Source organism: Franconibacter daqui, from assembly GCF_014644275.1.
GTDB classification, from domain to species: domain Bacteria; phylum Pseudomonadota; class Gammaproteobacteria; order Enterobacterales; family Enterobacteriaceae; genus Franconibacter; species Franconibacter pulveris.
The window spans coordinates 799,750-825,006 of record NZ_BMKJ01000001.1; the positions used below are offsets into that span (position 1 = coordinate 799,750).

Genomic DNA, 25,257 nt, shown 5'->3' on the forward strand with positions numbered 1-25,257 from the left:
GTTGCTTCGCATTGGTGCGGCGGCCTTCTGCTAGTATACGCCGCCATGAACAGACTCTTCCCTCTCGCATTGACGACCGGCCTGCTTTCCGCCCTCTGGGGCTGGGCGGCGGTGAGTTTTGGTCTGCCCGGCTGGGCAGGCTTCCTTGGCTGCACCGCATGGTTTGCCTGTCCGAAACCCGGCCTCCCGGGCTTTTTCACTACGCTTTGCACCTTACTGAGCGGTGTTGCCTGGGCGCAGGTCATTATTCAGGGTGGCGCACTGGTGCCGCATGCGGAGCTGTTCGGCTACGCCATGACGGGCATCGTCGCTTTTTTAATGTGCATGCAAGCAAGACACATGCTTCTCTCTTTTGTGCCGGGAACCTTCATTGGCGCCTGCGCCACGTTTGCCGCGCAGGGGGAATGGAAGAGCGTGGCGCCCGCTTTACTGCTGGGTTTGCTGTTTGGGTTTGCAATGAAAAGCAGCGGTAACTGGCTGGCGGCGCGGCTTGCCGCTAAAAGCACGCAAGCCGTATAAGGCATAAAAAAACCAGCTTGCGCTGGTTTTTTAATTTTGTCAGGACGTTTTCAGGACTCTGGCGGCACCGCCATGCTGCGGTATTTCGCAAGAATGGTATTTTTCGCATCGCCCTTATTTTTCAGCTCCCACAGGCCGCGGTTAATACCGTCGTTTATCAAATGGATTACCCCGGTTTCAATCGCTGACATCAGGCAGAGCATGACGGGTTCATTCGCGGTATAACCAATTTCTCCTTCCAGCAACCGCTGGTAATCGATGAAGCGGAATACGCCCGCCTGCACTTCATAAGAGAGAATGGTTTTACTGGTATTCACCGACGAAAGCACTTCGCCTGTGCTGACATTAACCACACGCAGGTTAACGGCAATTTGATCAAGCTGATATTGCGTGTCGCCGCCAATGCCGAAATAACGCGCGCCGACGCCGCCCGATTTCACATTGCTTTCATAACCGATAATCGAGCCTTCGATCATGACGTTGGCGGCCACCAGCGATTGCAGCGGCATGCGGTTGTTTTCCGCAACGGTGCCGTTCTCCTGGGCTGCACGGATAATTTTGCGTTCGTTAAGCAGGTTTTGTAACCCCTGACGCTCCAGCGGAATAAACCAGCGGGAATCTTTCAACGCCGTAACCAGCATAGATGTGGCGCTTTGCGGTACGGCGGTTGAAAAGTTACTGGCTGGATAAGGCTTAAACTGGCCAGTTTCGTCCTGAATATTATAAACCGAGACAAAAAGCTTACCTTTGGGGTCGGGTAAGTTCGTTAAGTCACGGTAGCTTTGCGCCCGGGGCATTAAGGTGGGCTTTGCCGCTTCTTTTGGCGGAGCGGTCAGGCATCCACTTAACAACATGACGGCAAGAAGTAATAATAAGCGCTGCATGATAGTCATCCTTTAAAAATTAACAGGGCCTAAAAATCAGTGGTTCCCGTTTGCAGGCCCGAAACTTGAATGGTGGAGGTTTTACCTGTTTTACGATCGGTGACATTGAGCTGCAGCTGTCCGTCTCTGTTAGCAATATCGACGATGTAATCGTTAGTCACCATTCTTCCCGGCTGCCCGGTATTAATATTGGTTAACAGGCCGCCCAACACCTGCGACTGAATTGCTGAGGTAAAGTTGTCCAGCGCTGACGGCGTTTCGATTGCATAATCGTCATAGCTGGGATCTTTATAAGAGTTTTGCGCCTGAGCTTCATTAAGAAGAAAAGCGCCGTTATTGGGGTTACCACCGAAATTAGGGTTGCGAAACTGAAAAACCATATTCCCGCCCCACGACAGCGGTGATACTAACAGCAAGGTAATAACCGCGTATGCGACCCGCATGACAGCCTCCTGAAGTGAAAGAAACGTTAGAATTCATCTTTTGTTAAATCGCCGGTGCTTAATAATGCTTTATCAATTTGTCGACGCTGCAACGCTTCATGAGTCTGGTCCAGTGCGAAGTCAACGTTCTTGTCAAAGTCACGCTTCGTCGGGAATAAGAAAACCTGGTAAATTACATCCTGCTCAACGGTAATAGTGATCCAGCTGCCCCACCGGGCGCTGGGTCGCTCATTAATCGTTAAGTTCCCGCTGTAACTGCTTTCCCATTTATCGCTGAAAGCGCGATAAAAATCGTGGCCGACAGACGAAACGGTGTGATCGGTTAACAGACCGGGCACTTCCACTTCAAGCGCCCGCGCGCCGCCGGTGGCGCACAGGATCCCTGCGGCCAATAACCAGCCAGTTAACTTGTTCATGATGTTAGCGTCTGAGATTGTCATTGGCCCAGGAGACGGCCTGGGTGCGGTTTTTCACCGAAATCTTTTTGAAAAGATTGTAGAGGTGGGTTTTGACCGTGTTTTCGCTAATAAACAGCGACTGGGCTATCTCATTATTCGAGGCGCCGACACGCAATTTATTGAGGATCTCTTTTTCACGGTGCGTCAACAGCGCCGACTCCGCGCTCTTAAAGCGATAATGGCCGGAGCGGGTGATAAGATAGCTCGCCAGCTTCTGGCTAAAGTAGCATTCGCCGCGCATCACGCCCTGCATCCCTTCGATTACGCGCGTCTGATCTTCGTTTGAGTAGAAAACCCCGTTGATGTGCGGCCAGTTTTCAATATCGCGGAAGGGGTATTCTTCCGGCGTGTTGAGCAGCAACACTTTAACGTTGTTCCGGCGACCCAGATTTTCCTGCCAGTAGTTAATCAACTTCTTATCTGCTTCCATCATATCCAGCAGAATGAGACTATTTACTGGTATTTCATCCAGTGAACGCTGAATATTATGTAACTTGCCATTAAGCATTAAAGAAGTCTTAAGGTGCTGTAATAAGGCTGTCGCCTGTAACGATGGTTTAGTGATCAGCATTAAAGTCTGAACAGGTAAACTATGGACTTCATTAAACATGATAAAAACTCCGCGCTTTATATTTGGTTCCCGGCAATAGATTGCAAATAAAAGCAATCCGCCAGAGGTTACTGGAAAAATGCACTGCTGCGTGTGTTAATAACAAAACGTCAGGCCCTGGGAGGGCGTGATAAATTTTAAAACCAAGAAAGTTCTTCTGATGAGTTCAATCTAGTCATTGCCAATCTTAAAGCAAGTGTTAAAGATGTAAGCAAATGTAAACCAAGATATTAAAATGTAAAAATGCGCAATGTTCAGATATTGTTTTTTGATGTTAAAGTTGTACATTTTTTAATGATTGCATCACTTTGTTAACATATTGGATATTATTAAGTTATTGATTTGTATGTGTTTTAATAATTATATGAAAGTGGTAATTCTCAAAAAATATACCCCTCATTCTTATGATGGTTTTGTAGGGAGTTTACCTTAAGAAAAAAAGGATGTGTGTCACGTGACTGTCCAAAATTGTTTTAATTTTTGCTGATGTTTGCTAACACCACGGAGTTGTCATCTTTATGAAGACAAAGTGACAAAACAAAAACAGCGTTTGGCTCTATATGGATGCGCCTGAAAGAAACCGCTTAAAAAACAATCTCATGCTTTGGTATGACGGCTGCGATAAAAATACCACTCGCAGGTGAGATATAAAAAACGCGTCGGCGGACATACTCATTTCCGTAGCGCAGCAATATCAAATGAATTGTTGTGATTACTTATTAGTCGTTGGCATGTTGTTTATTTCGCGAAATAAACAACCAGGTCCAGGGTGGAGACATGAAAAACAAATTGCTGTTTACGATGTTAACAATACTGGGTGTGCCTGGTTTGGCTCATGCAAGTCATTTTGATCTTGCAGCTTCGGAATATAACTTTGCCGTGAATGAAATAAGCAAAGGCTCGTTAAATCAGGCCGCGATAATTGGTCAGACAGGCAGAAATAATGACGCCTGGGTTCGCCAGGACGGCAATAAATTGCAGGCGGTGATTAGCCAGACCGGCGTCGCCAACCGCGCAAAGGTTGATCAATCAGGGTATTACAATCTTGCTTACGTTTCACAACAGGGCTACGGCAATGAAGTGAACCTTAAACAAGAGGGTTACGATAATTCCGCGTTGGTTATTCAAAAAGGCACGGCTAACCGTGCGGATATTATCCAGTCAGGTACGCAAAAATCCGCAGTTGTAGTGCAAAAGCAGTCGCAAATGGCAGTTCGCGTAATTCAGCGCTGAATGTCGTTTTAGGCTTATTTAACGTCAATCCTATGGGGAAGAAACCATGAAATTTTTCAAAGTCGCAGCACTGGCAGCAATGGTAGTTTCTGGTAGCGCACTGGCAGTGCCTTTTCATCAGTATGGTGAAGATTCAAGCCTGAAAATTTATCAGTACGGCACCAGCAACCATGCTAATGCGCTGCAGTCTGACGCGTATCACTCAACTACTGAAATCAAACAGCGCGGCGGTAACCACAACGCTGAAACCGGTCAGGGTTCTGACAACAGCTACATCAAGCTGACCCAGAATGGCTATGCTCAGAACGCCTCTATCGACCAGTGGGGCGGCTCTGACTCCGGCGTAACCGTCACCCAGAATGGTTTCCACAACAACGCGACGGTTGACCAGTGGAGCAGCCGTAACTCTGCCACCACCGTTAACCAGGATGGCCACTTCAACAACGCGACCGTCAACCAGACTGCTTCTTCTTCTCAGGTTTACGTGACTCAGGTGGGCGCTTTCAACTCGGCTAGCGCTTCGCAGTACTAATCGTACCTGTAGAAACACATGTAAAAAAACAGGGCCTGCGCCCTGTTTTTTTTCGGGGGAAGAAAATGCATACGCTGATACTCCTGGCTGCGCTTACCAGCCAGATTGGCTTTGATGCCCATCAACAGGGCGACACATGGACTGTCATACCTCAGGTTACGCTCACGCAGGATTGCCAGTGCCGCGTACAGATGGAGACATCCCGCCACGGTGCGGCAGGCAATAGCACCACTCGACAAAACAGTTGGGTGAATATCAGAGCCGGAGAACCTTACGCGCTTTCACAGATTAGCTTTTCCGCCGGGCAGGGCGATGAGGTCGTGGTGACAGTGACAATCACCGATGGGCAAGCGCTGCACCTTTCTCGCCAGTGGTCGCCGCCAGGCAGAGTCTGAACACCTTTATCACGACGAAAAGCCTGTCGCCCTTGCTAAATTCATCAACAGAAAATGCGCGCAGCGCCAGAAAATGAAAAATCAGCTCAACGCGTTAAAGCCAGTTTACGTCTACGGTTAAGTAAAACAGCCAAACGGCAAAACCGACGTGGAGCCCTGCAAATGAAAACGTTATCTCTCGTTAAAAATACCTCTGGCGCGCTGCTTATCCTCTCTTCTGTTGTCACTGCGGCTGCGGCAAATGATGGGACTATTCATTTTAGAGGGGCCATCGTCGAGGCGGGGTGTCAGGTGGAAAAACAGGCGCAGAAGGCGATATTTAGCTGCTTTAAGGATGGAAAAATGCAGCGGCAAACGCTGGCGCTTCATCAGTTGACCGAGGCAAGCCTCAAACAGGCTAATGCCTCTGTGCGGATGAAATGGCTGGATGCTTCACGCCGTCTGGGCGTGTTGCAAATAACCTACCAGTAACAATTTACGGTTTCGCTTATCGACTTCGGCAGGCCCAATGGGTGATCTACACTAACATCATCACTTCAAGTGAGGAGGTCACTATGCAAAACCGCATACATATACAGGAAGGCGACATTACGGCAATGGAAGTGGACGTCATTGTCAACGCCGCTAATCCTTCATTACTGGGCGGTGGCGGCGTCGATGGCGCCATTCACCGCGCAGCGGGGCCGGCGCTGCTCGCTGCCTGTAAAGTGGTTCGCCAGCAGCAGGGCGAGTGCGCGCCTGGTCACGCGGTGATTACCGAGGCGGGGCAGCTTCGCGCAAAAGCCGTGATACATACCGTCGGGCCAATATGGCGGGGCGGAAGCGACAACGAGGCGCAGCTGCTCGGCGATGCTTATCGAAACAGTCTGCAACTGGTAAGCGCAAATGGATATCGCAGCGTGGCGTTCCCGGCTATCAGTACAGGCATTTATGGTTATCCGAAAGCGGCGGCTGCACAAATCGCCATGGACACCGTTTCGGATTATCTCACCAGGCACCCGTTACCGGAGCAGGTATACTTTGTCTGCTATGACGAAGAAAACGCCCGACTTTACCAAAGGTTACTTACCCAACGCTTCCCGGTCTGAGCCGCATGGCACACGCCTTGGGCGTGCGATTGCGCCTGCGACGGCGCAGCATCCCCATAACAGCGGCTTGCATCCGCTTGATGACAGCCTGGATGCTTTCGCCGCCCGTTATCTGCTCGCGGGCATGGCGGAGCAGACAATTAATGTCCAGTACTACATCTGGGAAGATGATATGTCGGGACGGCTGCTCTTCAGCGCGCTGCTTGCCGCCGCCCGGCGCGGCGTAAAGGTTCGCATCCTGCTGGATGATAACAATACGCTGGGCCTCGACAGCACGCTGCGCATGCTGGATGCGCACCCGCTTATTGAAGTGCGCCTCTTTAACCCGTTTTCATTCCGCACGCTGCGCGCGTTAGGTTATATCACCGACTTCGCGCGGCTTAATCGCCGTATGCATAATAAAAGCTTTACGGTGGATGGCGAAGTGACCATTATCGGCGGGCGCAACGTGGGGGACGCCTATTTTGGCGCCGGGGAGCAGCCGCTTTTCTCCGACCTCGACGTGCTGGCCATCGGGCCAGTGGTGGCCGATGTGGAACAGGATTTCGAGCGCTACTGGCGCAGCGGTTCCGTCTCCACGTTGCAGAAAGTGCTGGATGTGAATGACGAGCAGCTGGACGCCCGGGTTCAGTTGCCGGAAGACTGGAAAACCGATCCCATTGCCAAACGCTACCTGGACCGGCTCTCCAGCACCCGTTTCGCAACGCATCTTGAATCGCGCACGCTGCCGCTTATCTGGGCGAAAACCCGTCTGGTCAGCGACGATCCGCGCAAAGGGCAGGGCAAAGCCCGAGAACACACGTTGCTGCCGCAGCGCATGATGAATCTTATCGGCCAGCCGGAAAAATCGATCGACATCATCTCCTCCTATTTTGTCCCGACCCGTTCGGGCGTGGCGTTGCTGCTGACGCTGCGGCGCAAGGGGGTGAAAGTCGCTGTATTAACCAACTCGCTGGCCGCCAATGACGTGGCGGTGGTGCATGCCGGCTATGCCCGCTGGCGCAAAAAATTATTACGCCACGGCGTTGAGCTTTATGAGCTTAAACCTACGCGTGAAACCGGACCGGTGCAGCGCGACCGCGGGCTGACCGGGAATTCCGGCGCCAGTCTGCACGCTAAAACCTTCAGCGTGGACGATAACCACGTTTTTATCGGCTCTTTTAACTTCGACCCCCGGTCGGCCATGCTCAATACCGAGATGGGTTTTGTCATCCAGAGCGAGCCGCTGGCGAAGCTGTTTCACCAGCGTTTTATCCGCAACCAGCGGGAGGCGGCCTGGCAGCTGCGCCTTGACCGCTGGGGGCGCATTAACTGGATTGAGCAACAGGATGGAGAGGAAAAAGTGCTGAAAAAGGAGCCGAAAACCCGCTTCAGCCAGCGTCTGCTGGTGCGCCTGGCCTCCTGGTTGCCGGTGGAGTGGTTACTTTAAGCGGGCCTGCAACGTTAACAGGCCCGCCAGAACATCAATCACTTGTGGCAGAAGTAAGGCTCACCGCTTTGTTTTGCGGTTTGCCGGAGAAGAGGAAACGCAGCAGCGTTACCCGCAGATGCAGTTCATACAAGATGAGCGCAATGCCTATCACGAAGATGAGGCCAGTAATAAAGCCCAGCGTGTTTGAGGCGATATGCGGCGTGATATACGCGCCGAAAAAGAGCGTCAGCGGATGATGCACCAGATAAATAAACAGTGAAGCGTTAACGAAATAGGTGACGCGGGAGGACTTAAAGTTCAATAACCGATGCCCCAGCGCGAACACGACGTTCACCATCCACAAGCCCATCAGCATTGTAATCACGCTTTCCGTTTCATACAGCCAGGCGTCGCCGTTACCAAAGCGCTGATTCAGCAGATAAGCGCCGAAGGCGATGGCCGCCGCGATGGCGCACCCCAGCGAAGGGGTAGTAAACATCGCTTTGATTTTTTCATGCTTAAACGCCAGCGCGCCAAGCAGGAAAAAAGGCAGGTAAAAAACGGTTTGCATAAACGCGAAATTAAACAGCCCGTCGCTCAGCAGCGGCGGATAAATCATAAAGATAGTGCGGCGCAGCGCGGCGTAGAGCACGCCCAGCAGCAGAAAAATAAACGACAGCTTGCCTAACGTTAACCGCGCAAAGAAATCGCTCTGCGGCTTTTCCTTCTGTTTGTTGAATGTTTTAAAAAGCACCAGCCCCAGCGTGGTCAATATTATCAAGACCAGTAAAAACCAGAGGTGGGAAATAAGATCCCAGACCAGCGTGTTGTATTTTTCATACCACGACAGCGAATGCCAGTTTCCCGCCGTTCCCTTCACATGCTGCAGCATAAGAAACTGCGGAAGAGTAAGAAGCGGGATGGCGGTCAGCATCGGGATGCCAACGCGTTCTACGCGGACTTTCCACCAGCGCTTAAGCGGATAGCGTAAAAACAGCATGTAAGAAAAATAACCTGAGATAACAAAGAAAACCTGCATGCGGAAGGCGTGAATAAAATCATTAAACAGCGTCAGCCAGGCGGATGGCGCGACGCTGTTAACGTGCCACTGGTGACTCGAATAGATAAGCGAGATATGAAACGGGATCCCCAATAGCATTAACCATGCGCGGATGGAATCGAGGAAAAACTCGCGCTGTGCGGATGTGTTAGTCATATAACTCCGGTAATTCTCGGACTATTCGTCTTATCCCAGGGACGGTTTATGTTTAGATTCGGCGGCAACCCTACACCAACGACGACAACCTGTCTCCAGGACAAAATCCAAAAGCGAAAGTCACGCGCTTTCATTTGCTTAATACCTGAGCCAGCGGCTGAACAAAGCGGTGATTGTGTTGTCGGAAAGCTGAAGTTTCCATTAAAATGGATCGGATTGATTGAAGCACACAAAGGGGGATGTGCTGGTTAATATGAAACATAAACCACAAATGATGAAAATGCGCTGGTTGGGTGCGGCAGTGATGTTGTCCCTTTATACCACTTCGGTTTGGGCCTTCACTATCGATGATGTCGCAAAACAAGCGAAATCATTAGCGGGTAAAAGCTACGAAGCACCTAAAAGCAACCTGCCCTCCGTCTTCCGCGATATGAAGTATGCGGACTATCAACAGATCCAGTTCAATCACGACAAAGCCTACTGGAGCAAGGTAAAGACTCCGTTCAAACTCGAATTCTACCATCAGGGTATGTACTTCGACGTGCCTGTCACTCTGAACGAAGTGACCGCCAACGCGGTGCACAAAATCAAGTACAGCCCGGATTATTTTAATTTCGGCAATGTGCAGCATGATAAAGAGACCGTAAAAGATTTAGGCTTTGCGGGCTTTAAAGTGCTTTATCCCATCAACAGCAAAGATAAGAACGACGAGATTGTCAGCATGCTTGGTGCAAGCTACTTCCGCGTGATAGGGCAGGGCCAGGTTTATGGCCTCTCCGCGCGCGGTCTGGCTATCGACACCGCCTTGCCTTCTGGCGAAGAGTTTCCGCGCTTTCGCGAGTACTGGATTGAGCGTCCGAAACCCAACGACAAGCGCCTGACCATTTATGCGCTGCTGGACTCTCCGCGCGCGACCGGCGCCTACCGTTTTGTTATTCAGCCTGGCCGCGATACGGTGGTGGACGTGCAGTCGAAAGTCTACCTGCGCGACAAAGTCGGCAAGCTTGGGGTCGCGCCGCTGACCAGCATGTTCCTGTTTGGGCCGAACCAACCGTCGCCAAATACCAATTTCCGTCCGGAACTGCATGATTCCAACGGTCTTTCCATTCATGCTGGCAATAATGAGTGGATCTGGCGTCCGTTGAACAACCCGCGTCATCTGGCGGTGAGCAGCTACAGCACCGAAAACCCGCAGGGCTTCGGTTTGCTGCAGCGCGGCCGTGAGTTTAACCGCTTTGAGGATCTGGACGATCGTTACGATCAGCGCCCGAGCGCCTGGGTCACGCCGCAGGGGCAGTGGGGCAAGGGTAAAGTCGAGCTGGTGGAAATTCCCACTAACGACGAAACCAACGACAACATCGTGACGTACTGGACGCCGGATCAACTGCCGGAACCGGGCAAGGAGATGAACTTTAAGTACACCATCACCTTCAGCCGCGATGAAGATAAACTCCATGCCGCCGATAATGCTTATGTTCTGCAGACGCGTCGCTCCACGGGCGATGTGAAGCAGTCCAACCTTATCCGCCAGCCGGACGGCACTATCGCGTTTATTGTGGATTTCGCAGGCGCAGATATGAAAGCGTTGCCGCCGGAAACCCCTGTCGCCGCGCAGACCAGCATTGGCGATAACGGCGAGATCGTTGACAGCAACGTGCGTTATAACCCGGTCACTCAGGGCTGGCGCATGACGCTGCGCGTGAAGATCAAAGACGCGAAGAAAACCACTGATATGCGTGCTGCGCTGATGAACGGCGACCAGACGCTGAGTGAAACCTGGAGCTATCAGCTACCTGCCAATGAATAAGTTGACTGAGTATATTAACCTGCTGCCGCTTTCCGCCGCTGAGAAAGCGGCGCTGCCGGACGCCAGCCTTCGCGGCGTCCACGAGGCGCTTGGCGGCGAAGGTCGCGTTTACGAACGGGACGATGATACGCCGCTGGGTTCGGTAAAGGCGCGCCTTGAGCACAGCTGGCCCGAGTCGCTGGCGCAAGGGCAGCTTATTAAGGATGACGAGGGGCGTACTCAGCTGGAGGCGATGCCGAAAGCAAAACGCTCTTCTATGTTCCCCGATCCGTGGCGCACCAACCCAATTGGACGCTTCTGGGATCGTCTGCGCGGACGCGAAGTGCTGCCGCGCTACATGTCGCGCCTCTCAAAAGAGGAGCAAGTCGCTGAGCAGAAATGGCGTACCGTCGGCACCATCCGCCGTTACATCCTGCTGCTGCTGACGCTCTCCCAGACCGTGGTCGCCACCTGGTATATGAAGACTATCCTTCCATACCAGGGCTGGGCGCTCATCAATCCGGCGGATATGATTGGCCAGGATATCTGGGTCTCTTTTATGCAGCTGCTGCCTTATGTGCTGCAAAGCGGCATCCTTATCCTCTTCGCTATACTTTTCTGCTGGGTCTCCGCCGGTTTCTGGACCGCGCTGATGGGCTTTTTGCAACTGCTGATTGGGCGCGATAAATACAGCATCTCCGCCTCAACGGTGGGCGATGAGCCGATCAACCCGGCGCACCGCACCGCGCTGATTATGCCTATCTGCAACGAAGACGTGGATCGCGTTTTCGCGGGGCTGCGCGCGACGTGGGAATCGGTAAAAGCGACAGGTCAACAGCAGCACTTCGACGTTTACATTCTGAGCGACAGCTACAACCCCGATATTTGCGTGGCTGAGCAAAAAGCCTGGATGGAGTTGATTGCCGAAGTGCAAGGCGAAGGGCAAATCTTCTATCGCCGCCGTCGTCGTCGTGTGAAGCGTAAAAGCGGCAACATTGATGACTTCTGCCGCCGCTGGGGCAGCCAGTACAGCTACATGGTCGTGCTGGATGCGGACTCGGTGATGACCGGCGACTGTCTGACCGGCCTTGTGCGCCTGATGGAAGCGAACCCGAACGCCGGGATCATCCAGTCTTCGCCGAAGGCTTCCGGCATGGACACGCTCTATGCGCGCTGCCAGCAGTTCGCGACCCGCGTTTACGGCCCGCTCTTTACCGCCGGTCTTCATTTCTGGCAGCTTGGCGAATCGCACTACTGGGGTCACAACGCCATTATCCGCGTGAAGCCGTTTATCGAGCACTGCGCGCTGGCGCCACTGCCGGGCGAGGGCTCCTTTGCCGGTTCCATTCTGTCGCACGACTTCGTGGAAGCCGCGCTGATGCGCCGCGCAGGCTGGGGCGTCTGGATTGCCTATGACCTGCCAGGCTCCTATGAAGAGCTGCCGCCGAACCTGCTCGACGAGCTCAAACGCGACCGCCGCTGGTGCCATGGCAACCTGATGAACTTCCGCCTGTTTTTGGTGAAAGGGATGCACCCGGTTCACCGTGCGGTGTTCCTGACCGGCGTCATGTCTTATCTCTCAGCGCCGCTCTGGTTCTTGTTCCTGGCGCTTTCCACGGCGCTTCAGGTGGTGCATGCGCTCACTGAGCCGCAGTACTTCCTCCAGCCGCGTCAGCTCTTTCCGGTCTGGCCGCAATGGCGTCCTGAACTGGCGATTGCGCTGTTTGCCTCGACCATGGTGCTGCTGTTCCTGCCGAAGCTGTTGAGCGTGGTGCTTATCTGGTGCAAAGGCTCGAAAGAGTATGGCGGCTTCTTGCGCGTAACGCTTTCGCTGCTGCTGGAAGTGCTTTTCTCGGTACTGCTGGCGCCGGTTCGCATGCTGTTCCACACTGTGTTCGTGGTCAGCGCGTTCCTTGGCTGGGAAGTGGTATGGAACTCGCCGCAGCGTGATGATGACTCCACTCCGTGGGGCGAAGCCTTCATGCGACATGGTTCTCAACTGCTGCTGGGCCTGGTCTGGGCGGTGGGGATGGCGTGGCTCGATCTGCGCTTCCTCTTCTGGCTGGCGCCTATCGTTTTCTCGCTGATCCTGTCGCCGTTTGTGTCGGTTATTTCAAGCCGTTCAACGGTGGGACTGCGTACAAAACGCTGGAAACTGTTCCTGATCCCGGAAGAGTATTCGCCGCCGCAGGTGCTGGTGGATACCGATAAGTATCTGGAGCAGAACCGCGGTCGTTCGCTGGAAGATGGCTTTATGCACGCCGTATTCCATCCTTCCTTCAACGCGCTGGCGACAGCGATGGCCACCGCGCGTCACCGTGCAAGCCATGTGCTGGAAATTGCCCGTGACCGTCATGTTGAGCAGGCGCTGAATGAAACGCCGGATAAACTCAACCGTGACCGTCGCCTGGTGCTGCTGAGCGACCCGGTGACCATGGCGCGGCTGCACTATCGCGTCTGGTCGGCGCCGGAACGCTATTCCTCCTGGGTGAGCCATTACAAAGCGTTACAGCTTAACCCGCATGCGCTGAAGTCGCGCGGATAAGCAAAACCTCGTGTGAAAATGCCGGCCTCAGTGGCCGGCATTTTTTTCACCTGACGGGTTACGACGTATACTTAGCGGAAACGAAGAATGATGAGGTGTGGTTTGAAAGCAGTGGCGCTTGTTCTGGCGGCCTGCCTGCTGAGCGGATGCGGCAGCATAATCAGTCGCGCGGTGCCGGGGCAGGGACATGGCAACCAGTATTACCCCGGCGTGCAGTGGGACGTAAGAGATTCCGCGTGGCGTTATGTCACGGTACTGGATCTGCCGTTTTCGCTGGTCTTCGACACGCTATTGCTGCCGATAGACATGCATCACGGCCCGTATGAATAACGCTTAGCGTTCATCCCATTCATCCGCCGCGGTGCGACCTTCTTCCGTATCCAGCGGCGGTTCAAGCTGAAATTCCCCTTCATCCCATTCATGCAACGTGTTCTCTTCCAGCCACTCCTGACGAAGCTCAATCTCGTCGTAGTCGCCGTCAAAGACGCTCTGCGCCGCTTCCCCGCTCAGTACCGGCAGGCACTCGCCTTGCTCTTCATCGGTGGCGAAGAACTCGACCTGCCACATTATCTCGCCGTCCTGCAGAACATATTTCTGGATATTGAGTTGCTGGACAACCGCATCTTCTTCGTCCATCCCCGGATTGTCGGCGAGGAACTCTTCGCGTGCAGCGTCGATGGCTTCTTCAAGCGTTGCAAACATGGACATAATTTTCTCCCTGAACAGACATGGTTGTTTCAGGAAAGGATAGACGAAGATCCATAATTGCAAATAAGAAAGCGAAAAAAAGGGGGGGAAATATCATGCGCAACATCAGCGTCTTAGAGAGAAACGCTGCGCGTGAGCGGGGAAACGCAGCCCCGGCCTGGATTTGGCCGGGGCTGCGGAATTAATAGCGGGAAGGCACCCCTTGCGGGCGGGTTTTAAAACGGCGATGCAGCCACATGTACTGATCCGGCGCCATGAGAATACATTTCTCCACCACTTTGTTCATCCAGGCTGCCGTTTCTTCAGCATCGCCCAGCGGCGGCTGGCATTCCGGTTCAAGGGCTATCAGCTCGTAACCTTTGCCGCCAGGCTTGCGGCGCGGTACAAAAGGCACAATGCAGGCTTTGGACATCTTTGCCAGCATCCAGGTGCCCGACGTAGTGGCGGCTTGTTCGACAGCGAAAAGGGGAACGAAAACGCTGTTGCGCGGGCCGTAGTCGTGGTCCGGCGCATACCAGATAATTTCGCCGCTTTTCAGCGCCTTGATCATGCCTTTGAGATCTTTACGATCGAGCATGGTTTTATTGGAGCGCAGGCGTCCCCAGGTTTGCAGCCAGTCAAGCAGCGGATTGTCATTAGGACGATAAACGCCGATGCCTGGCGTATGCATGCCAAAGATGCGCGCGCCGAGTTCAAGCGTCAGAAAGTGCACGCCGATGAGCAAAATCCCCTGTTTCTGCGCCAGAAGCGCTTTCACTGGCTCCACGCCGGAGACATCAAACCAGCGTTCCACGCGCCAGTTCGGCCAGAACCAGGCCATGCCGGTTTCCATCAGGCCCATGCCGACGGATTCAAAATTCTTCTCCACCAGCTTCTGGCGTTCCGCTTCGCTCATTTCGGGAAAGCAAAGCTCAAGGTTGCGGTGGGCGATACGGGCGCGGCGCTTCATTACTCGCATCGCCAGACGGCCCATGCCGCAGCCAAGGCGGTAAATCACCGGATAAGGCAGCAGCACGACGAGATAAAGCAGGCCAATGCCAAGCCATGTCAGCCAGTAGCGAGGATGCAGCAGAGCGCGGTTGAATTGGGGTAAATGGGTCGTCATGAAAATTCCATTAGGTTGCAGGCAAGTCCACTTGTCGCAGACATTGTGACATTATTTTCCGTCCTGCCAAAATTCATGGACGACAGGCGGTGGTTTTCACGCCAGTTTAGAGAAATCTGCAGAAACAAAGTGATGGAAATGTAGCGCAAAATTCATGGATGTAAATTAGCGGTAATTGCTATATCATGCCCGCCGATTTTCATTCCCCTAACGATTGCAGGATACGTACACCATGCCAGTGTTACACAACCGCATTTCGAATGAGGAGCTGAGGGCGCGCATGCTGGCGGAAACCGAGCCGCGCACCACTATCTCATTCTATAAATATTTCACCATCGCCGACCCGAAAGCGACTCGCGATAACCTCTATAAAGCGTTTACCGAACTTAACGTTTTCGGTCGCGTCTATCTTGCCCATGAAGGGATCAACGCCCAAATCAGCGTGCCGCAAAGCAAGGTAGAAGCGTTTCGCACGCTGCTGTACGGCTTTGACCCGGCGCTGGACGGCCTGCGATTGAACATTGCGCTGGACGATGACGGTAAATCGTTCTGGGTGCTGCGCATGAAAGTGCGCGACCGCATTGTGGCGGACGGCATCGATGACCCAACCTTCAACGCCAGCGACGTTGGCGAGTACCTGAAGGCGGCGGAAGTGAACGCCATGCTGGATGACCCGGACGCGGTGTTTATCGATATGCGCAACCACTATGAATATGAAGTGGGGCATTTCGAAAACGCGCTGGAAATCCCGGCGGACACGTTCCGCGAGCAGCTGCCGAAAGCGGTGGAGATGATGCAGGAGCATAAAGACAAGAAAATTGTTATGTACTGCACCGGCGGTATTCGCTGCGAAAAAGCGAGCGCGTGGATGCGTCACAACGGTTTTAATAAAGTCTGGCACATCGAAGGCGGCATCATTGAGTACGCCCGCAAAGCCCGCGAGCAGGGGCTGCCGGTGCGTTTCGTTGGGAAAAACTTTGTTTTTGACGAGCGTATGGGCGAGCGCATCTCTGATGATGTAATTGCGCATTGCCATCAGTGCGGCGCGCCTTGCGACAGCCACACCAATTGCAAGAATGACGGCTGCCATCTGCTGTTTATCCAGTGTCCGACCTGCGCAGAGAAGTTTCAGGGCTGCTGCAGTGAGCTTTGCCGCGACGAGAGCGCGTTGCCGGAAGAAGAGCAGCGCCGCCGCCGCGCCGGCCGCGAAAACGGCAATAAAATCTTTAACAAATCCCGTGGCCGCTTGAATACCGTGCTCGGCATTCCCGATCCGCAATAAAAAAAGCCTCCGCAGGGAGGCTTTTTTTTAGCGCAATCCAGACGGGATTACTTCTGGCGCACGCCTTCGACCGAAATAATCAGGTCAACTTCCTGAGAAGCGGGGCCGAGATCGGTAGTAATGTTGTAATCTTTGAGTTTAATTTTCCCTTCCGCTTCAAAGCCTGCGCGAACGCCGCCCCACGGATCGTCGCCCTGGCCAATCAGTTTGGCTTCAAGCGTCAGCGGTTTGGTCACGCCGTTAAGCGTAAAGTTACCGGTGATGTCCAGCTCATCGCCATCCTGCTTCACGGACGTGGAGGTGAAGGTCGCTTTCGGGAATTTGGCTACGTTCAGGAATTCCGCGCTGCGCAGATGTTTATCACGCTCGGCGTGGTTGGTATCGATGCTGGTCGTGTTGATAGTGACGTTGACTTTATCCGCTGACGGGTTTTTCTCATCAAAAGTAAAGGTGCCGTCGAAATCGCGGAAGGTGCCGTAGAGCCAGCTGTAGCCAAGGTGTTTAATCCGGAAGTTAACGAAGGCGTGCTGGCCCTCTTTATCAATCTTATAATCGGCCGCGACAGCGGAGCCGGTAGTAAAGAACAGGGCGGCGAGCGTTAACCCCATCAGGCTTTTTTTCATTTATCACTCCTTGGTTAATGCGACGATTTCCCGAGCATGCGCTTGAGGGTAACGTCTTTATCGATGAAATGGTGCTTCAGCGCGGCGAAAGCGTGGAGCACCGAGAGCAGCACTACGCTCCAGGCGAGCCAGAGATGAATATCGCCTGCCGTATCGGCTTGTTCGCCCGCGCCGCTGAAGATAGCCGGGATTTCAACAAGCCCAAACACGCTGATGGGTTTGCCTTCGGCGGTCGAAATCAGATAACCGCTCAGCAAAATCGCGAACAGCAATAGATAGAGCAGTACATGAACGGCAACGGCGCTCACACGCGTCAGGCGGGAATAAGAGGCGAGCGGGGGAGGCGGCGGCGAAACAAAGCGCCAGATAACCCGCATCAGTAAAAAGAGAAAAATAACGATGCCGATACTTTTGTGCAGTTCCGGGGCCCGGTGATACCAGACATCATAATAGCCAAGCGTCACCATCCACAGCCCAAGCGCAAACATGCCATAAACGGCAAGCGCCATTAGCCAGTGAAGCAGTACTGAGAAATGTCCATATTGCGACGGTGTGTTACGCCACTGCATTGTTACGCATCCGTTAATAAATAAGATGCAGCCACAGTGACCGTTGAAGGTCCTAAAAGCAAACCAAAAAAATCAACAATCTTATTCAGTAAATTTGATTGATAAGTTTGGGCTATTGAAAGACGGAATAACGGTAAAAAAGGTCAGAAACTGAGTTTGATAACAGTAAAATACGGTTATTTAGATATAATAAAAAGAAAATAGCGGCAGAATAATCATGTGTGTTGTCAGTTTTTGTAAGTCATGTGTCAGTTATTTTGAATGGTTAATGGCGCTAACTGGCGTAAATCCAGAACAGATCCAGCAGCGCCAACAGAGCAGAAAGCGCCAGATAAACCAGCAGATGTTCCCGAACATTGTTTACCAGAAAACGAATCAGCCGCTGCATACCTGTCCTTTTAACCAGTAGCACCTTATGCGGCCCGCAGGCCGCTGCGTTTATTTGAAGCGCGACAGACTAAAAGGGGCGAGATCAAACTCAACAGGTTTATCAGCGGCAAACTGGCTCGCTATCTCGCCCAACACCGACGCGAATTTAAAGCCGTGACCGCTGAGGCCGGTCACTATCATCGCCTGCGGCAAATCAGGCAGGGTATCGACGATAAAATCTTCATCCGGGGAATTATCGTAGGTGCAGGACGCGCCATGCAGACAGCCGCCGATGCCAGGCAGATGCTGGCGCAGGAAAGGAAACGCCTCGGCGCCGTCGGTCGCCACTGCGCCGAAAGGTTTGCGCTCTTGCGCGGAATTGATCGGCTGACCGCCGTTGTGCTTGCCGATTTTCAGCGCGTTATCTTCCGCCGGGAAGCCGTAATACTGGTCGCCATTCGCCGTCTCGCCAGTAAAGGCGGGAAAGCGATTATTCACGCTGTAGCGCCCGTCAGCCTGATACCAGGCGAACACCTTGCGCACCGGCGTAATCGGCAGGTGCGGCACCAGACGCTTAACCCACGTACCAGCGCTAATCAGCACCTTGCGCCCTTCATATTCGCCATCCTCGGTAACCACGCGCACTCCCTGCGCCTGAGGCTCTATTGCGGTGACCGCGCAGTTAAAGAGCTGGGCGCAGCCCGCTTCTTCAGCGAGGCGAATATAGTTAGCGATAGCGACTTCGCTGTAGAGCACGCCGGAATTGGGTTCGAACAAGCCGATATAATCATCCGGCACGCGAAATTCCGGCCAGCGCGCCATGAGTTGGTCGGCATTGAAGGTCTCAAGCGGCAACTGCCAGCGCTGAGCGCTTTGCGCTACGTTGCGCAAAAATTCAGAATGGGCGGGGCCCAGGTTAATGACGCCGCTGCGCTGAAAAATACGCGCTTCGGTAAGGGACTGAAGCTCATCCCATAACGCCTGGGCGCGCAGTACCAGCGGGACATAGATTTCACCTTCGCCATAAGCGTGGCGGATAAGCCGTGTTTCGCCATGATGGCTGCCTTGCTGGTGCGGCGGATGACCACTGTCCGTCATCAGGACATTCAGCCCTGCCCGGGTGGCGTAATACCCTGCCGCTGCGCCAACCGAACCGCTGCCAATGATAATCAAATCGTATTGCATGGAGGTGCTCCGCATAGGTTGTTACTTAGCAGAGTAATTAAGGCGGGAAAGTTGCACAAGACTAAAAATAATAATGGCGCTCCGAAGAGCGCCCGATGGTTATAAGGGAAGCATCAGACTAATGCTTGCGATAATCATTTTCCTGGTATTCGCTGGATTCAATTTTTGCAATGCCAGCTTCTAAAATGGAAATAAATTGTCTGGCTACATCGGTAGTTAGCCACAACGTCTGGCCTATTTCCGTCTCTTCATGGTCAGACGGATTGGATGTCAAGTAATGCAGCCTTAGCATCATGGCATCGTAGCTGTCTACGGTGCTGATATCCCATCCAACAAGGGGATGTGTCTGAATAACTTCATTAATTTTTTCCATTATAACCCCCTTAATACGTGTTTAAAGACAACGGCTCATGAGGTTTCAATGCGTGTTTTATTGAAGCTGTCTAAGTATATCAATCAATATGCTAAAAAGAGGCAAAAATAAATACCCTGCAACACATTTTTTGAAATAATTGATTTATTTGAACAATAAAACGGCAAATTATTCAATAGCAGACGCGAAAAAGAAGGATCAATAAGGATATGCTGAAAAGCATTTTATTAATAATAGCAGAAATAAAAAAAGCCGGGCGGCGAAGCCCGGAAACGACACCATAAGAGAAATTTAGGTTAAGTCAGGGTTCGCTAAACCAATCCTCAGCGCTTTCCCAGGTTTCCTGAAGAATTTCGCTGACGCGATCTTTCGCTTCTTTGCCTGCGCCCAGTACCGAAAGATTATTGGTGGCGGCATAGCGCACCTGGACGCGGTTAGGAAAGTCGGGGAACTGTTGTTCAATTCGGCGGCTAAGCTCGCAGGCCAGGGCGTCGATAGCGCCAGGCGGCAGCGTTGTGGTTCTGGCGATAGTCACTTCTACACGCATAAACACCCCCTGTTAACGATACTGTATATTTATACAGATAATTGCGGTGGCTTGCAACAGGGGGCAATGTAAATGCTGCAGCTTATGCCTGGCGTTTCACGGACCAGCGCACTTTTTCACCGGCCAGGAACGGCACGATGCTATCGTCGCTAAGGCTGATGCTTTGCGGCATCTCTACCTCTTCACGCACCAGCTCAATAACCTCTTCGTTTACCGGCAGGCCGTAGAAGCGCGGGCCGTTGAGCGAACAGAACGCTTCAAAATGCGCCAGTGCATTCATCTCTTCAAACACCGTGGCGTAAGCGCCCAGGGCGGAAGGGGCGTTAAAACAGCCGGCGCAGCCGCAGCTGGCTTCTTTGCGATGGCGAGCGTGCGGTGCAGAGTCGGTACCCAGGAAAGCGCGCTCAAAGCCGCTCGCCACCAGTTCGCGCAGCGCCTGCTGGTGAACGCTGCGTTTAAGGATGGGCAGGCAATAGAGGTGAGGGCGCACGCCGCCAACCAGCATATGGTTGCGGTTGAACATCAAATGCTGCGGCGTAATGGTGGCGGCAAGAAGCTCATTGCCTTCACGCACATACTGGGCGGCGTCTTTGGTCGTGATATGTTCAAACACCACTTTCAGCCCTGGCAGGCGGCGGCGCAGCGGTTCCATTACCGTTTCGATAAACCGCGCTTCGCGATCGAAAATATCGATATCTGCGTGAGTGACTTCGCCATGCACCAGCAGCGGCATGCCCAGACGCTCCATACGCTCCAGCACGGGCATAATCGCGTCAATGCTGGTGACGCCGTGGCTTGAGTTAGTGGTGGCGTTCGCCGGATAGAGCTTGGCGGCCGTAAAGACCCCTTCCTCGAAGCCGCGCGCCAGCTCGTCGGCATCCAGCGTGTCGGTCAGGTAGCAGGTCATCAGCGGTTCAAACGTATGGCCTGCGGGGACGGCATCCAGAATACGCTGGCGATAAGCGACAGCCGCCGCCACGGTAGTTACCGGAGGAGCCAGGTTCGGCATGACGATGGCGCGCGCATAGGTCTCGCTGGTATAAGGCAGAACGGTTTGCAACATCTCGCCATCGCGCAGATGGAGATGCCAGTCGTCAGGACGGCGGATGGTTAACACCTGGGGTTGTTCAGTCATGAAATGCTCCGGCTAGAAGGACAAAAATGGCTGGATTTGCGCCGGGCACTAAGGATAAGCGGAAACGTTTTCGTTTGCACCCTTTTCGTGCTTCGCGCCGGGGCTATCACCCCGACGCCGAAACTCAGTCTATAAAGGGGATCACGATTTCACCCGGCTTCACTTCCAGCCCTTTGGCATAGCGTTTGGCCAGCTTTTCGCCTTCGCTGCCATCTTCGCTCAGCACATAAGCGGGGTGCTGATTGAAATAGCTGCGCAGCGACTGATTAAGGTAAGGAGTCAGGGTTTCCAGCAACGCCTGCATTTTTTGCGGCTGAACCGTCGCGTTAACCACCTCCATTTCCTGAAGATAAATCGCCCCCTTCTCTTTGTTAAAGACCGGCAGCGCTTTCAGCGTCAGCTTCATGTTCGCTTTTTGATTGCCGAAAAGGGAGGTCATATCCAGACTGGCATCGCCGGTCAGGGTGACTTTGTTTGGCTCTTCACGCCCAATCTGGCTTGCCAGATTGCTCAGCACGATGTGGGCATCCGCCACGCCCGGCACGCCGATATCACGCGAGAAATTATTCCGTTTTTGCAGCGCCTGGTTAATTTCCTGCTCGGTAACCGTGTACTGGGTTAGCTGGTTACACCCTGCCAGCAGACCGCTGACAACCAGCGCGGCGGCGACAATAAAGCTCTTCATCTCATTCCTCGACATGTGCACAAAGTCCGTGTCAGGGGATCCTGACACAAAGCAGCATGTCGCGCCAGAGTAAGTGTCGCCAGCGGAAAAGGCTGAAAAAGCCGGTGGCGGCCACCGGCATAAGGATTAAATAGAGATTGAGGAGAGAAGGTTGACCTGGGTTTGTTTGGCCATATTGTCCCGGTAATCCGCCACGCGGGTCGGGTACTCTACGCCTGCCACCAGCGTCAGGTTACGCAGCAGCGGGAAGAGATGAATATCATCCTCTGAGAGCTCGCCATTGACGGCGTTAGGCTGCTTAATCAGCTTATCGAGATCGCGCAAATCATCGTTGATGTTCTTGATAAGCCCTGCCGAGTGGGCAAGATGCTCGTCGAAATCGCCAATCGCCGCCTCTTTCTTTTTCACAAAGTAAGCCCGCGCCTGCGGGGTGGCGAATTCATCAAAAGGCGCTTTGGCGATGCGCGGCAGCAGCAGGCGGTTGACGTAGCCGTTTACTTTGCGAAGCCAGGTTTCAATGGCCGGATTACGCTTCCCGGTGAGCAGCGGTTTGCCGTCGAGCTTATCGACGTAGTAGACAATATCGAGGCTTTCCGGCAGATAGCGGCTGTCATCTTTTTGCAGAATCGGGGCCATCTTCTGACCAATCATCCGGGTGGGCGTTTCTTCATCATCGTTGAGCAGCACGTTCAGCTCAACCGGGATATTTTTCAGCCCAAATATCATGCGCGCTTTCACGCAAAACGGGCAGTGATCGTAAATATATAGCTTCACGTTTCTCCTCCTGTTATGGCGTCCGTGCCTTCAGTATGGAAGAGAAGCCAGGGCGGGGCAAATTAGCTGCCCGGTTCAAGCATGCTCGGCTCGAGGCGCTTCTGGCTGAACTGCCACCACAGAGCAAAGCATGTCGCCACGCCGATAACGCCAAGCATCATCCAGGGCAGCTCTGGCTGCTGAAACGTTTTGCCGGCGTCAAACAGCCAGCCGCCGCCCGCATAGCCGAGCGCGCCGCCAAAGGCGAGGCCAAGGCGGCTGAAGCCCATATAGCTGCCGCGGGCGCGGGAATCGGCGAGCGAAGCGCTGAGCGTCTCCCGTGCCGGCTCCGCGATAATCGAGCCGATGTAAAACAGACAAATCAGGGTAAATAGCTGCTGCAACGTGCCCACCAGGCCTATCGGCAGCAGGCTCAGCGTCATCAGCAGCAGGCCCGCCATCAGGCGGTGCTCCAGGCGATAGCGCTTTTCGCTCCAGCGAGCGACAGGGTAGAGCAGGGTGAGCGACAGCGTCGCTTCGATGGCGTACATCCATTTCACGGCGGCGGGCGTGCCGGCGATGTCATTGACCATAATCGGCAACATAAGCATGACCTGCACCGCCAGCATGTAGTAGCCGGTAAGCGTCAGCACGTAAGTGACAAACCGCTTGTCGCGCAGCACGCGGCTCATCCCTTCGCGCATAGGGGTGCGAATGGTCGAAAGCTTCCAGTCCGGCAACAGCCAGGCGTTGAAACCTGCGCAAATCACAAACAGCAGCGCACCTGCGCCGCAGACGAGGCGAAAATCATACTGCAGCAGCCAGCTGCCGAGCAGTGCGCCAATCACCGCGCCTGCGCTGTCCTGCATCATCAGCAGAGAAAAAAAGCGCCCGCGCTGGTGCGGACGCACCAATTTTACCACCAGCGCCGAGCGCGGCGGGTCAAACAGGGTGCCGCCAAGGCCGGAGAGAATACAGGAGAGCCAGAGCATCCAGGGCTCCTGAGCGACCGCCATCGTCGCAAAACCCGCCGCACGCATCAGCATGCCGGTGACGATCATCGGCCGGGCGCCAAGACGGTCGGCTATCGCGCCGCCGAAGATCCCAAGCCCCTGCTGAATAAACTGACGCAGGCCGAGGGCGATACCGACCATCAGCGCGGCCCAGCCCAGTTGATCGACAAAGCGAATAGAAATCAGGGGAAAGACGACAAAAAAGCCCAGCACCACGAGCATGTTGTCAATCAGCAGGAAATATTTACCCAGGCTCCTTGCCTGCGACACGCTGGCCATTTCCCCTCCTGGGAAAACGCAAAGATAAACTTCTATTTTGCGGGCGCGTCTCAGACTTTCCTATATTCAAAACAACAATATTTTTTTATCGATCCAGATGTTTAATTGATGACGTTAATCGAAATAGCGCCGCGGGGTGCGGAAAATGGTATGTTGTTGTTTTCCCTGTTTTGTCTCGCACAGGTATAGTTAACTTACCGCGCATGAGACAGCGGCGTATCGCCGCTCGCGCCGTGTGGCTTATTGTGGACGAAGGAGTGGGTGATAAATGTTTGGCTACCGCAGTAACGTGCCGAAAGTACGATTAACGACCGATCGCCTGGTGGTGCGGCTGGTGCATGACCGTGACGCCTGGCGGCTCGCGGATTATTACGCTGAAAACCGCCAGTTTTTAAAACCCTGGGAGCCGGTGCGTGACGACAGCCACTGCTACCCCTCCGGCTGGCAGGCCCGCCTTGGCATGATCAACGAACTGCACAAGCAAGGCAGCGCTTTTTATTTCGCGCTGCTCGATCCGGATGAAAAAGCGATCCGCGGCGTGGCCAATTTTTCCAATGTGGTACGCGGCTCGTTTCACGCCTGCTACCTCGGGTATTCGCTGGGGGAAAAGTGGCAGGGACAGGGGCTGATGTTTGAAGCGCTCACCTCCGCCATTCGTTACATGCAGCGCACCCAGCATATGCACCGCATTATGGCTAATTACATGCCGCACAATAAGCGCAGCGGCGATCTGCTCGCCCGCCTCGGCTTTGAAAAAGAGGGCTATGCCAAAGATTATCTGCTGATTGACGGCGTGTGGCGCGACCATGTATTAACCGCGCTTACCGCCAGAGAATGGACCCCGGGTCGTTAAGGAGCAAAGATGAAACATCAGTTAAGCGCGGTGGAAGCTCGCGTCATCGGCAGCCTGCTGGAAAAGCAGGTCACCACGCCCGAGCAGTATCCGCTTTCGGTTAACGGCGTGGTCACCGCCTGCAACCAAAAAACCAACCGCGAGCCGGTAATGAACCTTTCAGAGCGCGAGGTGCAGGATGCGCTGGATGAGCTGGTCAAGCGTCATTATCTGCGCACCGTCAGCGGTTTTGGCAACCGCGTCACCAAATATGAGCAGCGCTTTTGTAATTCTGAATTCGGCGCGCTGAAGCTTTCGCCGCCGGAGGTGGCGCTGGTCGCCACGCTGATGCTGCGCGGACCACAAACGCCGGGCGAACTGCGCAGCCGGGTAGGGCGCATGTATGAGTTCGCCGACATGGCTGAAGTGGAAAGTGCGCTGGACGGGCTGGCGAACCGCGAAGACGGTCCCTTTGTCGCGCGTCTGCCGCGCGAGCCGGGCAAGCGTGAAAGCCGCTATATGCACCTTTTTAGCGGCGAAACGGAAACGCTGGCCGCGGCCGTAGAGGCGGTCAGCGCGCCTGCGGACGATCTGACGCAGCGCGTCGAGGCGCTGGAAGCGGAAGTGGCGGAGTTGAAATCCCGCCTCGAAGCGCTGCTGGGCCACCTGGGAGACTGAT

General features: G+C 53.8%; 30 protein-coding genes. 13 read left to right on the forward strand and 17 right to left on the reverse strand.

All coding sequences use genetic code 11. From position 1 onward, the window contains the following. The first annotated feature begins 45 nt into the window (after positions 1-45). On the forward strand, positions 46-519 hold the full coding sequence (locus IEX01_RS03775) for a DUF1097 domain-containing protein (RefSeq protein ID WP_024556653.1): 474 nt from the start codon (positions 46-48) through the stop codon (positions 517-519). 50 nt (positions 520-569) lie between these two features. Here IEX01_RS03775 and csgG read toward each other — a convergent pair whose 3' ends face one another. From csgG to csgD, 4 genes are read right to left on the reverse strand one after another with little or no spacing between them, the layout of a single operon-like run. Beyond that, the gene (csgG, locus tag IEX01_RS03780; protein WP_024556654.1) at positions 570-1,403 is read right to left on the reverse strand and encodes a curli production assembly/transport protein CsgG; all 834 of its coding nucleotides are present in this window, start codon (positions 1,401-1,403) and stop codon (positions 570-572) included. A 29-nt stretch (positions 1,404-1,432) separates the two neighbouring features. Continuing rightward, positions 1,433-1,846: a curli production assembly/transport protein CsgF gene (gene csgF / locus IEX01_RS03785; RefSeq protein ID WP_024556655.1), complete on the reverse strand. Its 414-nt coding sequence runs from the start codon at positions 1,844-1,846 to the stop codon at positions 1,433-1,435. A 26-nt stretch (positions 1,847-1,872) separates the two neighbouring features. Next, a complete protein-coding gene (csgE, locus tag IEX01_RS03790; protein ID WP_024556656.1) occupies positions 1,873-2,262 on the reverse strand; it encodes a curli production assembly/transport protein CsgE in 390 nt (129 codons plus the stop codon). Positions 2,263-2,266: 4 nt separating this feature from the next. Beyond that, a complete protein-coding gene (gene csgD, locus IEX01_RS03795; protein WP_188723287.1) occupies positions 2,267-2,914 on the reverse strand; it encodes a biofilm master transcriptional regulator CsgD in 648 nt (215 codons plus the stop codon). A 777-nt stretch (positions 2,915-3,691) separates the two neighbouring features. Here csgD and csgB point away from each other — a divergent pair. The 6 genes from csgB (at position 3,692) to IEX01_RS03825 (ending at position 7,591) form a co-directional block, all read left to right on the forward strand. Continuing rightward, complete coding sequence (gene csgB / locus IEX01_RS03800) at positions 3,692-4,147, forward strand: curli minor subunit CsgB (protein ID WP_024556658.1); 456 nt, start codon at positions 3,692-3,694, stop codon at positions 4,145-4,147. 46 nt (positions 4,148-4,193) lie between these two features. Continuing rightward, positions 4,194-4,679, forward strand: coding sequence for a curli major subunit CsgA (csgA, locus tag IEX01_RS03805; protein WP_024556659.1), 486 nt, complete (start codon positions 4,194-4,196; stop codon positions 4,677-4,679). A 65-nt stretch (positions 4,680-4,744) separates the two neighbouring features. After that, positions 4,745-5,074, forward strand: coding sequence for a curli assembly chaperone CsgC (gene csgC, locus IEX01_RS03810; protein WP_024560172.1), 330 nt, complete (start codon positions 4,745-4,747; stop codon positions 5,072-5,074). 54 nt (positions 5,075-5,128) lie between these two features. Then, entirely contained in the window at positions 5,129-5,545 is a 417-nt protein-coding gene (locus IEX01_RS03815) for a YmdA family protein (protein ID WP_188723288.1), read from the forward strand. An 83-nt stretch (positions 5,546-5,628) separates the two neighbouring features. Further along, positions 5,629-6,162, forward strand: coding sequence for an O-acetyl-ADP-ribose deacetylase (gene ymdB, locus IEX01_RS03820; RefSeq protein ID WP_024556662.1), 534 nt, complete (start codon positions 5,629-5,631; stop codon positions 6,160-6,162). Next, positions 6,104-7,591: a phospholipase D family protein gene (locus tag IEX01_RS03825; RefSeq protein WP_188723289.1), complete on the forward strand. Its 1,488-nt coding sequence runs from the start codon at positions 6,104-6,106 to the stop codon at positions 7,589-7,591. Before ymdB ends, IEX01_RS03825 begins: the two co-directional genes overlap by 59 nt. Before the next feature lie 34 nt (positions 7,592-7,625). Here the strand turns inward: IEX01_RS03825 and mdoC are convergent, their stop codons facing one another. Continuing rightward, positions 7,626-8,789, reverse strand: a complete 1,164-nt coding sequence (gene mdoC, locus IEX01_RS03830) for a glucans biosynthesis protein MdoC (protein WP_188723290.1) — start codon at positions 8,787-8,789, stop codon at positions 7,626-7,628. A gap of 253 nt (positions 8,790-9,042) precedes the next feature. Between mdoC and mdoG the strand changes: the two genes are divergently transcribed. The 3 genes from mdoG (at position 9,043) to IEX01_RS03845 (ending at position 13,450) form a co-directional block, all read left to right on the forward strand. Beyond that, the gene (mdoG, locus tag IEX01_RS03835; protein WP_024556665.1) at positions 9,043-10,596 is read left to right on the forward strand and encodes a glucans biosynthesis protein MdoG; all 1,554 of its coding nucleotides are present in this window, start codon (positions 9,043-9,045) and stop codon (positions 10,594-10,596) included. Next, positions 10,589-13,120, forward strand: a complete 2,532-nt coding sequence (gene mdoH / locus IEX01_RS03840; RefSeq protein ID WP_024556666.1) for a glucans biosynthesis glucosyltransferase MdoH — start codon at positions 10,589-10,591, stop codon at positions 13,118-13,120. The genes mdoG and mdoH overlap by 8 nt, the downstream gene beginning before the upstream one ends. Before the next feature lie 90 nt (positions 13,121-13,210). Continuing rightward, on the forward strand, positions 13,211-13,450 hold the full coding sequence (locus IEX01_RS03845) for a YceK/YidQ family lipoprotein (RefSeq protein WP_125454260.1): 240 nt from the start codon (positions 13,211-13,213) through the stop codon (positions 13,448-13,450). Positions 13,451-13,453: 3 nt separating this feature from the next. Here the strand turns inward: IEX01_RS03845 and IEX01_RS03850 are convergent, their stop codons facing one another. Both IEX01_RS03850 and IEX01_RS03855 read right to left on the reverse strand, forming a co-directional pair. Then, positions 13,454-13,828 (reverse strand): MysB family protein, encoded by a 375-nt coding sequence (locus IEX01_RS03850; RefSeq protein WP_024556668.1) that lies wholly within the window; start codon positions 13,826-13,828, stop codon positions 13,454-13,456. Positions 13,829-14,009: 181 nt separating this feature from the next. Continuing rightward, positions 14,010-14,933: a Kdo(2)-lipid IV(A) acyltransferase gene (locus tag IEX01_RS03855; protein ID WP_024556669.1), complete on the reverse strand. Its 924-nt coding sequence runs from the start codon at positions 14,931-14,933 to the stop codon at positions 14,010-14,012. A gap of 232 nt (positions 14,934-15,165) precedes the next feature. Between IEX01_RS03855 and trhO the strand changes: the two genes are divergently transcribed. After that, positions 15,166-16,215 (forward strand): oxygen-dependent tRNA uridine(34) hydroxylase TrhO, encoded by a 1,050-nt coding sequence (gene trhO, locus IEX01_RS03860; RefSeq protein ID WP_024556670.1) that lies wholly within the window; start codon positions 15,166-15,168, stop codon positions 16,213-16,215. Positions 16,216-16,262: 47 nt separating this feature from the next. Here trhO and IEX01_RS03865 read toward each other — a convergent pair whose 3' ends face one another. The 10 genes from IEX01_RS03865 to mdtH form a co-directional block, all read right to left on the reverse strand. Next, positions 16,263-16,838, reverse strand: a complete 576-nt coding sequence (locus tag IEX01_RS03865; RefSeq protein WP_188723291.1) for a YceI family protein — start codon at positions 16,836-16,838, stop codon at positions 16,263-16,265. A 14-nt stretch (positions 16,839-16,852) separates the two neighbouring features. After that, positions 16,853-17,407 carry a cytochrome b gene (locus tag IEX01_RS03870; RefSeq protein WP_024556672.1) on the reverse strand — a complete coding sequence of 185 codons (555 nt, stop codon included), beginning with the start codon at positions 17,405-17,407 and terminating at the stop codon, positions 16,853-16,855. A gap of 274 nt (positions 17,408-17,681) precedes the next feature. Next, on the reverse strand, positions 17,682-17,795 hold the full coding sequence (locus tag IEX01_RS03875) for a DUF2770 family protein (protein ID WP_071788452.1): 114 nt from the start codon (positions 17,793-17,795) through the stop codon (positions 17,682-17,684). A 50-nt stretch (positions 17,796-17,845) separates the two neighbouring features. Beyond that, positions 17,846-18,961 carry an N-methyl-L-tryptophan oxidase gene (gene solA / locus IEX01_RS03880; protein WP_188723292.1) on the reverse strand — a complete coding sequence of 372 codons (1,116 nt, stop codon included), beginning with the start codon at positions 18,959-18,961 and terminating at the stop codon, positions 17,846-17,848. 118 nt (positions 18,962-19,079) lie between these two features. After that, entirely contained in the window at positions 19,080-19,334 is a 255-nt protein-coding gene (gene bssS, locus IEX01_RS03885; RefSeq protein WP_034882020.1) for a biofilm formation regulator BssS, read from the reverse strand. A 301-nt stretch (positions 19,335-19,635) separates the two neighbouring features. After that, positions 19,636-19,881: a DNA damage-inducible protein I gene (dinI, locus tag IEX01_RS03890; protein WP_024560177.1), complete on the reverse strand. Its 246-nt coding sequence runs from the start codon at positions 19,879-19,881 to the stop codon at positions 19,636-19,638. An 82-nt stretch (positions 19,882-19,963) separates the two neighbouring features. Beyond that, on the reverse strand, positions 19,964-21,016 hold the full coding sequence (gene pyrC, locus IEX01_RS03895; protein ID WP_024556675.1) for a dihydroorotase: 1,053 nt from the start codon (positions 21,014-21,016) through the stop codon (positions 19,964-19,966). 124 nt (positions 21,017-21,140) lie between these two features. Next, positions 21,141-21,701, reverse strand: a complete 561-nt coding sequence (locus IEX01_RS03900; RefSeq protein ID WP_024556676.1) for a lipoprotein — start codon at positions 21,699-21,701, stop codon at positions 21,141-21,143. 126 nt (positions 21,702-21,827) lie between these two features. Beyond that, the gene (grxB, locus tag IEX01_RS03905) at positions 21,828-22,475 is read right to left on the reverse strand and encodes a glutaredoxin 2 (protein ID WP_188723293.1); all 648 of its coding nucleotides are present in this window, start codon (positions 22,473-22,475) and stop codon (positions 21,828-21,830) included. 62 nt (positions 22,476-22,537) lie between these two features. Further along, positions 22,538-23,746 carry a multidrug efflux MFS transporter MdtH gene (gene mdtH, locus IEX01_RS03910; RefSeq protein ID WP_188723294.1) on the reverse strand — a complete coding sequence of 403 codons (1,209 nt, stop codon included), beginning with the start codon at positions 23,744-23,746 and terminating at the stop codon, positions 22,538-22,540. A 268-nt stretch (positions 23,747-24,014) separates the two neighbouring features. Between mdtH and rimJ the strand changes: the two genes are divergently transcribed. Both rimJ and IEX01_RS03920 read left to right on the forward strand, forming a co-directional pair. Next, positions 24,015-24,599 (forward strand): ribosomal protein S5-alanine N-acetyltransferase, encoded by a 585-nt coding sequence (rimJ, locus tag IEX01_RS03915; RefSeq protein ID WP_024556679.1) that lies wholly within the window; start codon positions 24,015-24,017, stop codon positions 24,597-24,599. 9 nt (positions 24,600-24,608) lie between these two features. Continuing rightward, positions 24,609-25,256, forward strand: a complete 648-nt coding sequence (locus tag IEX01_RS03920; RefSeq protein ID WP_024556680.1) for a YceH family protein — start codon at positions 24,609-24,611, stop codon at positions 25,254-25,256. Position 25,257: the final 1 nt, after the last annotated feature.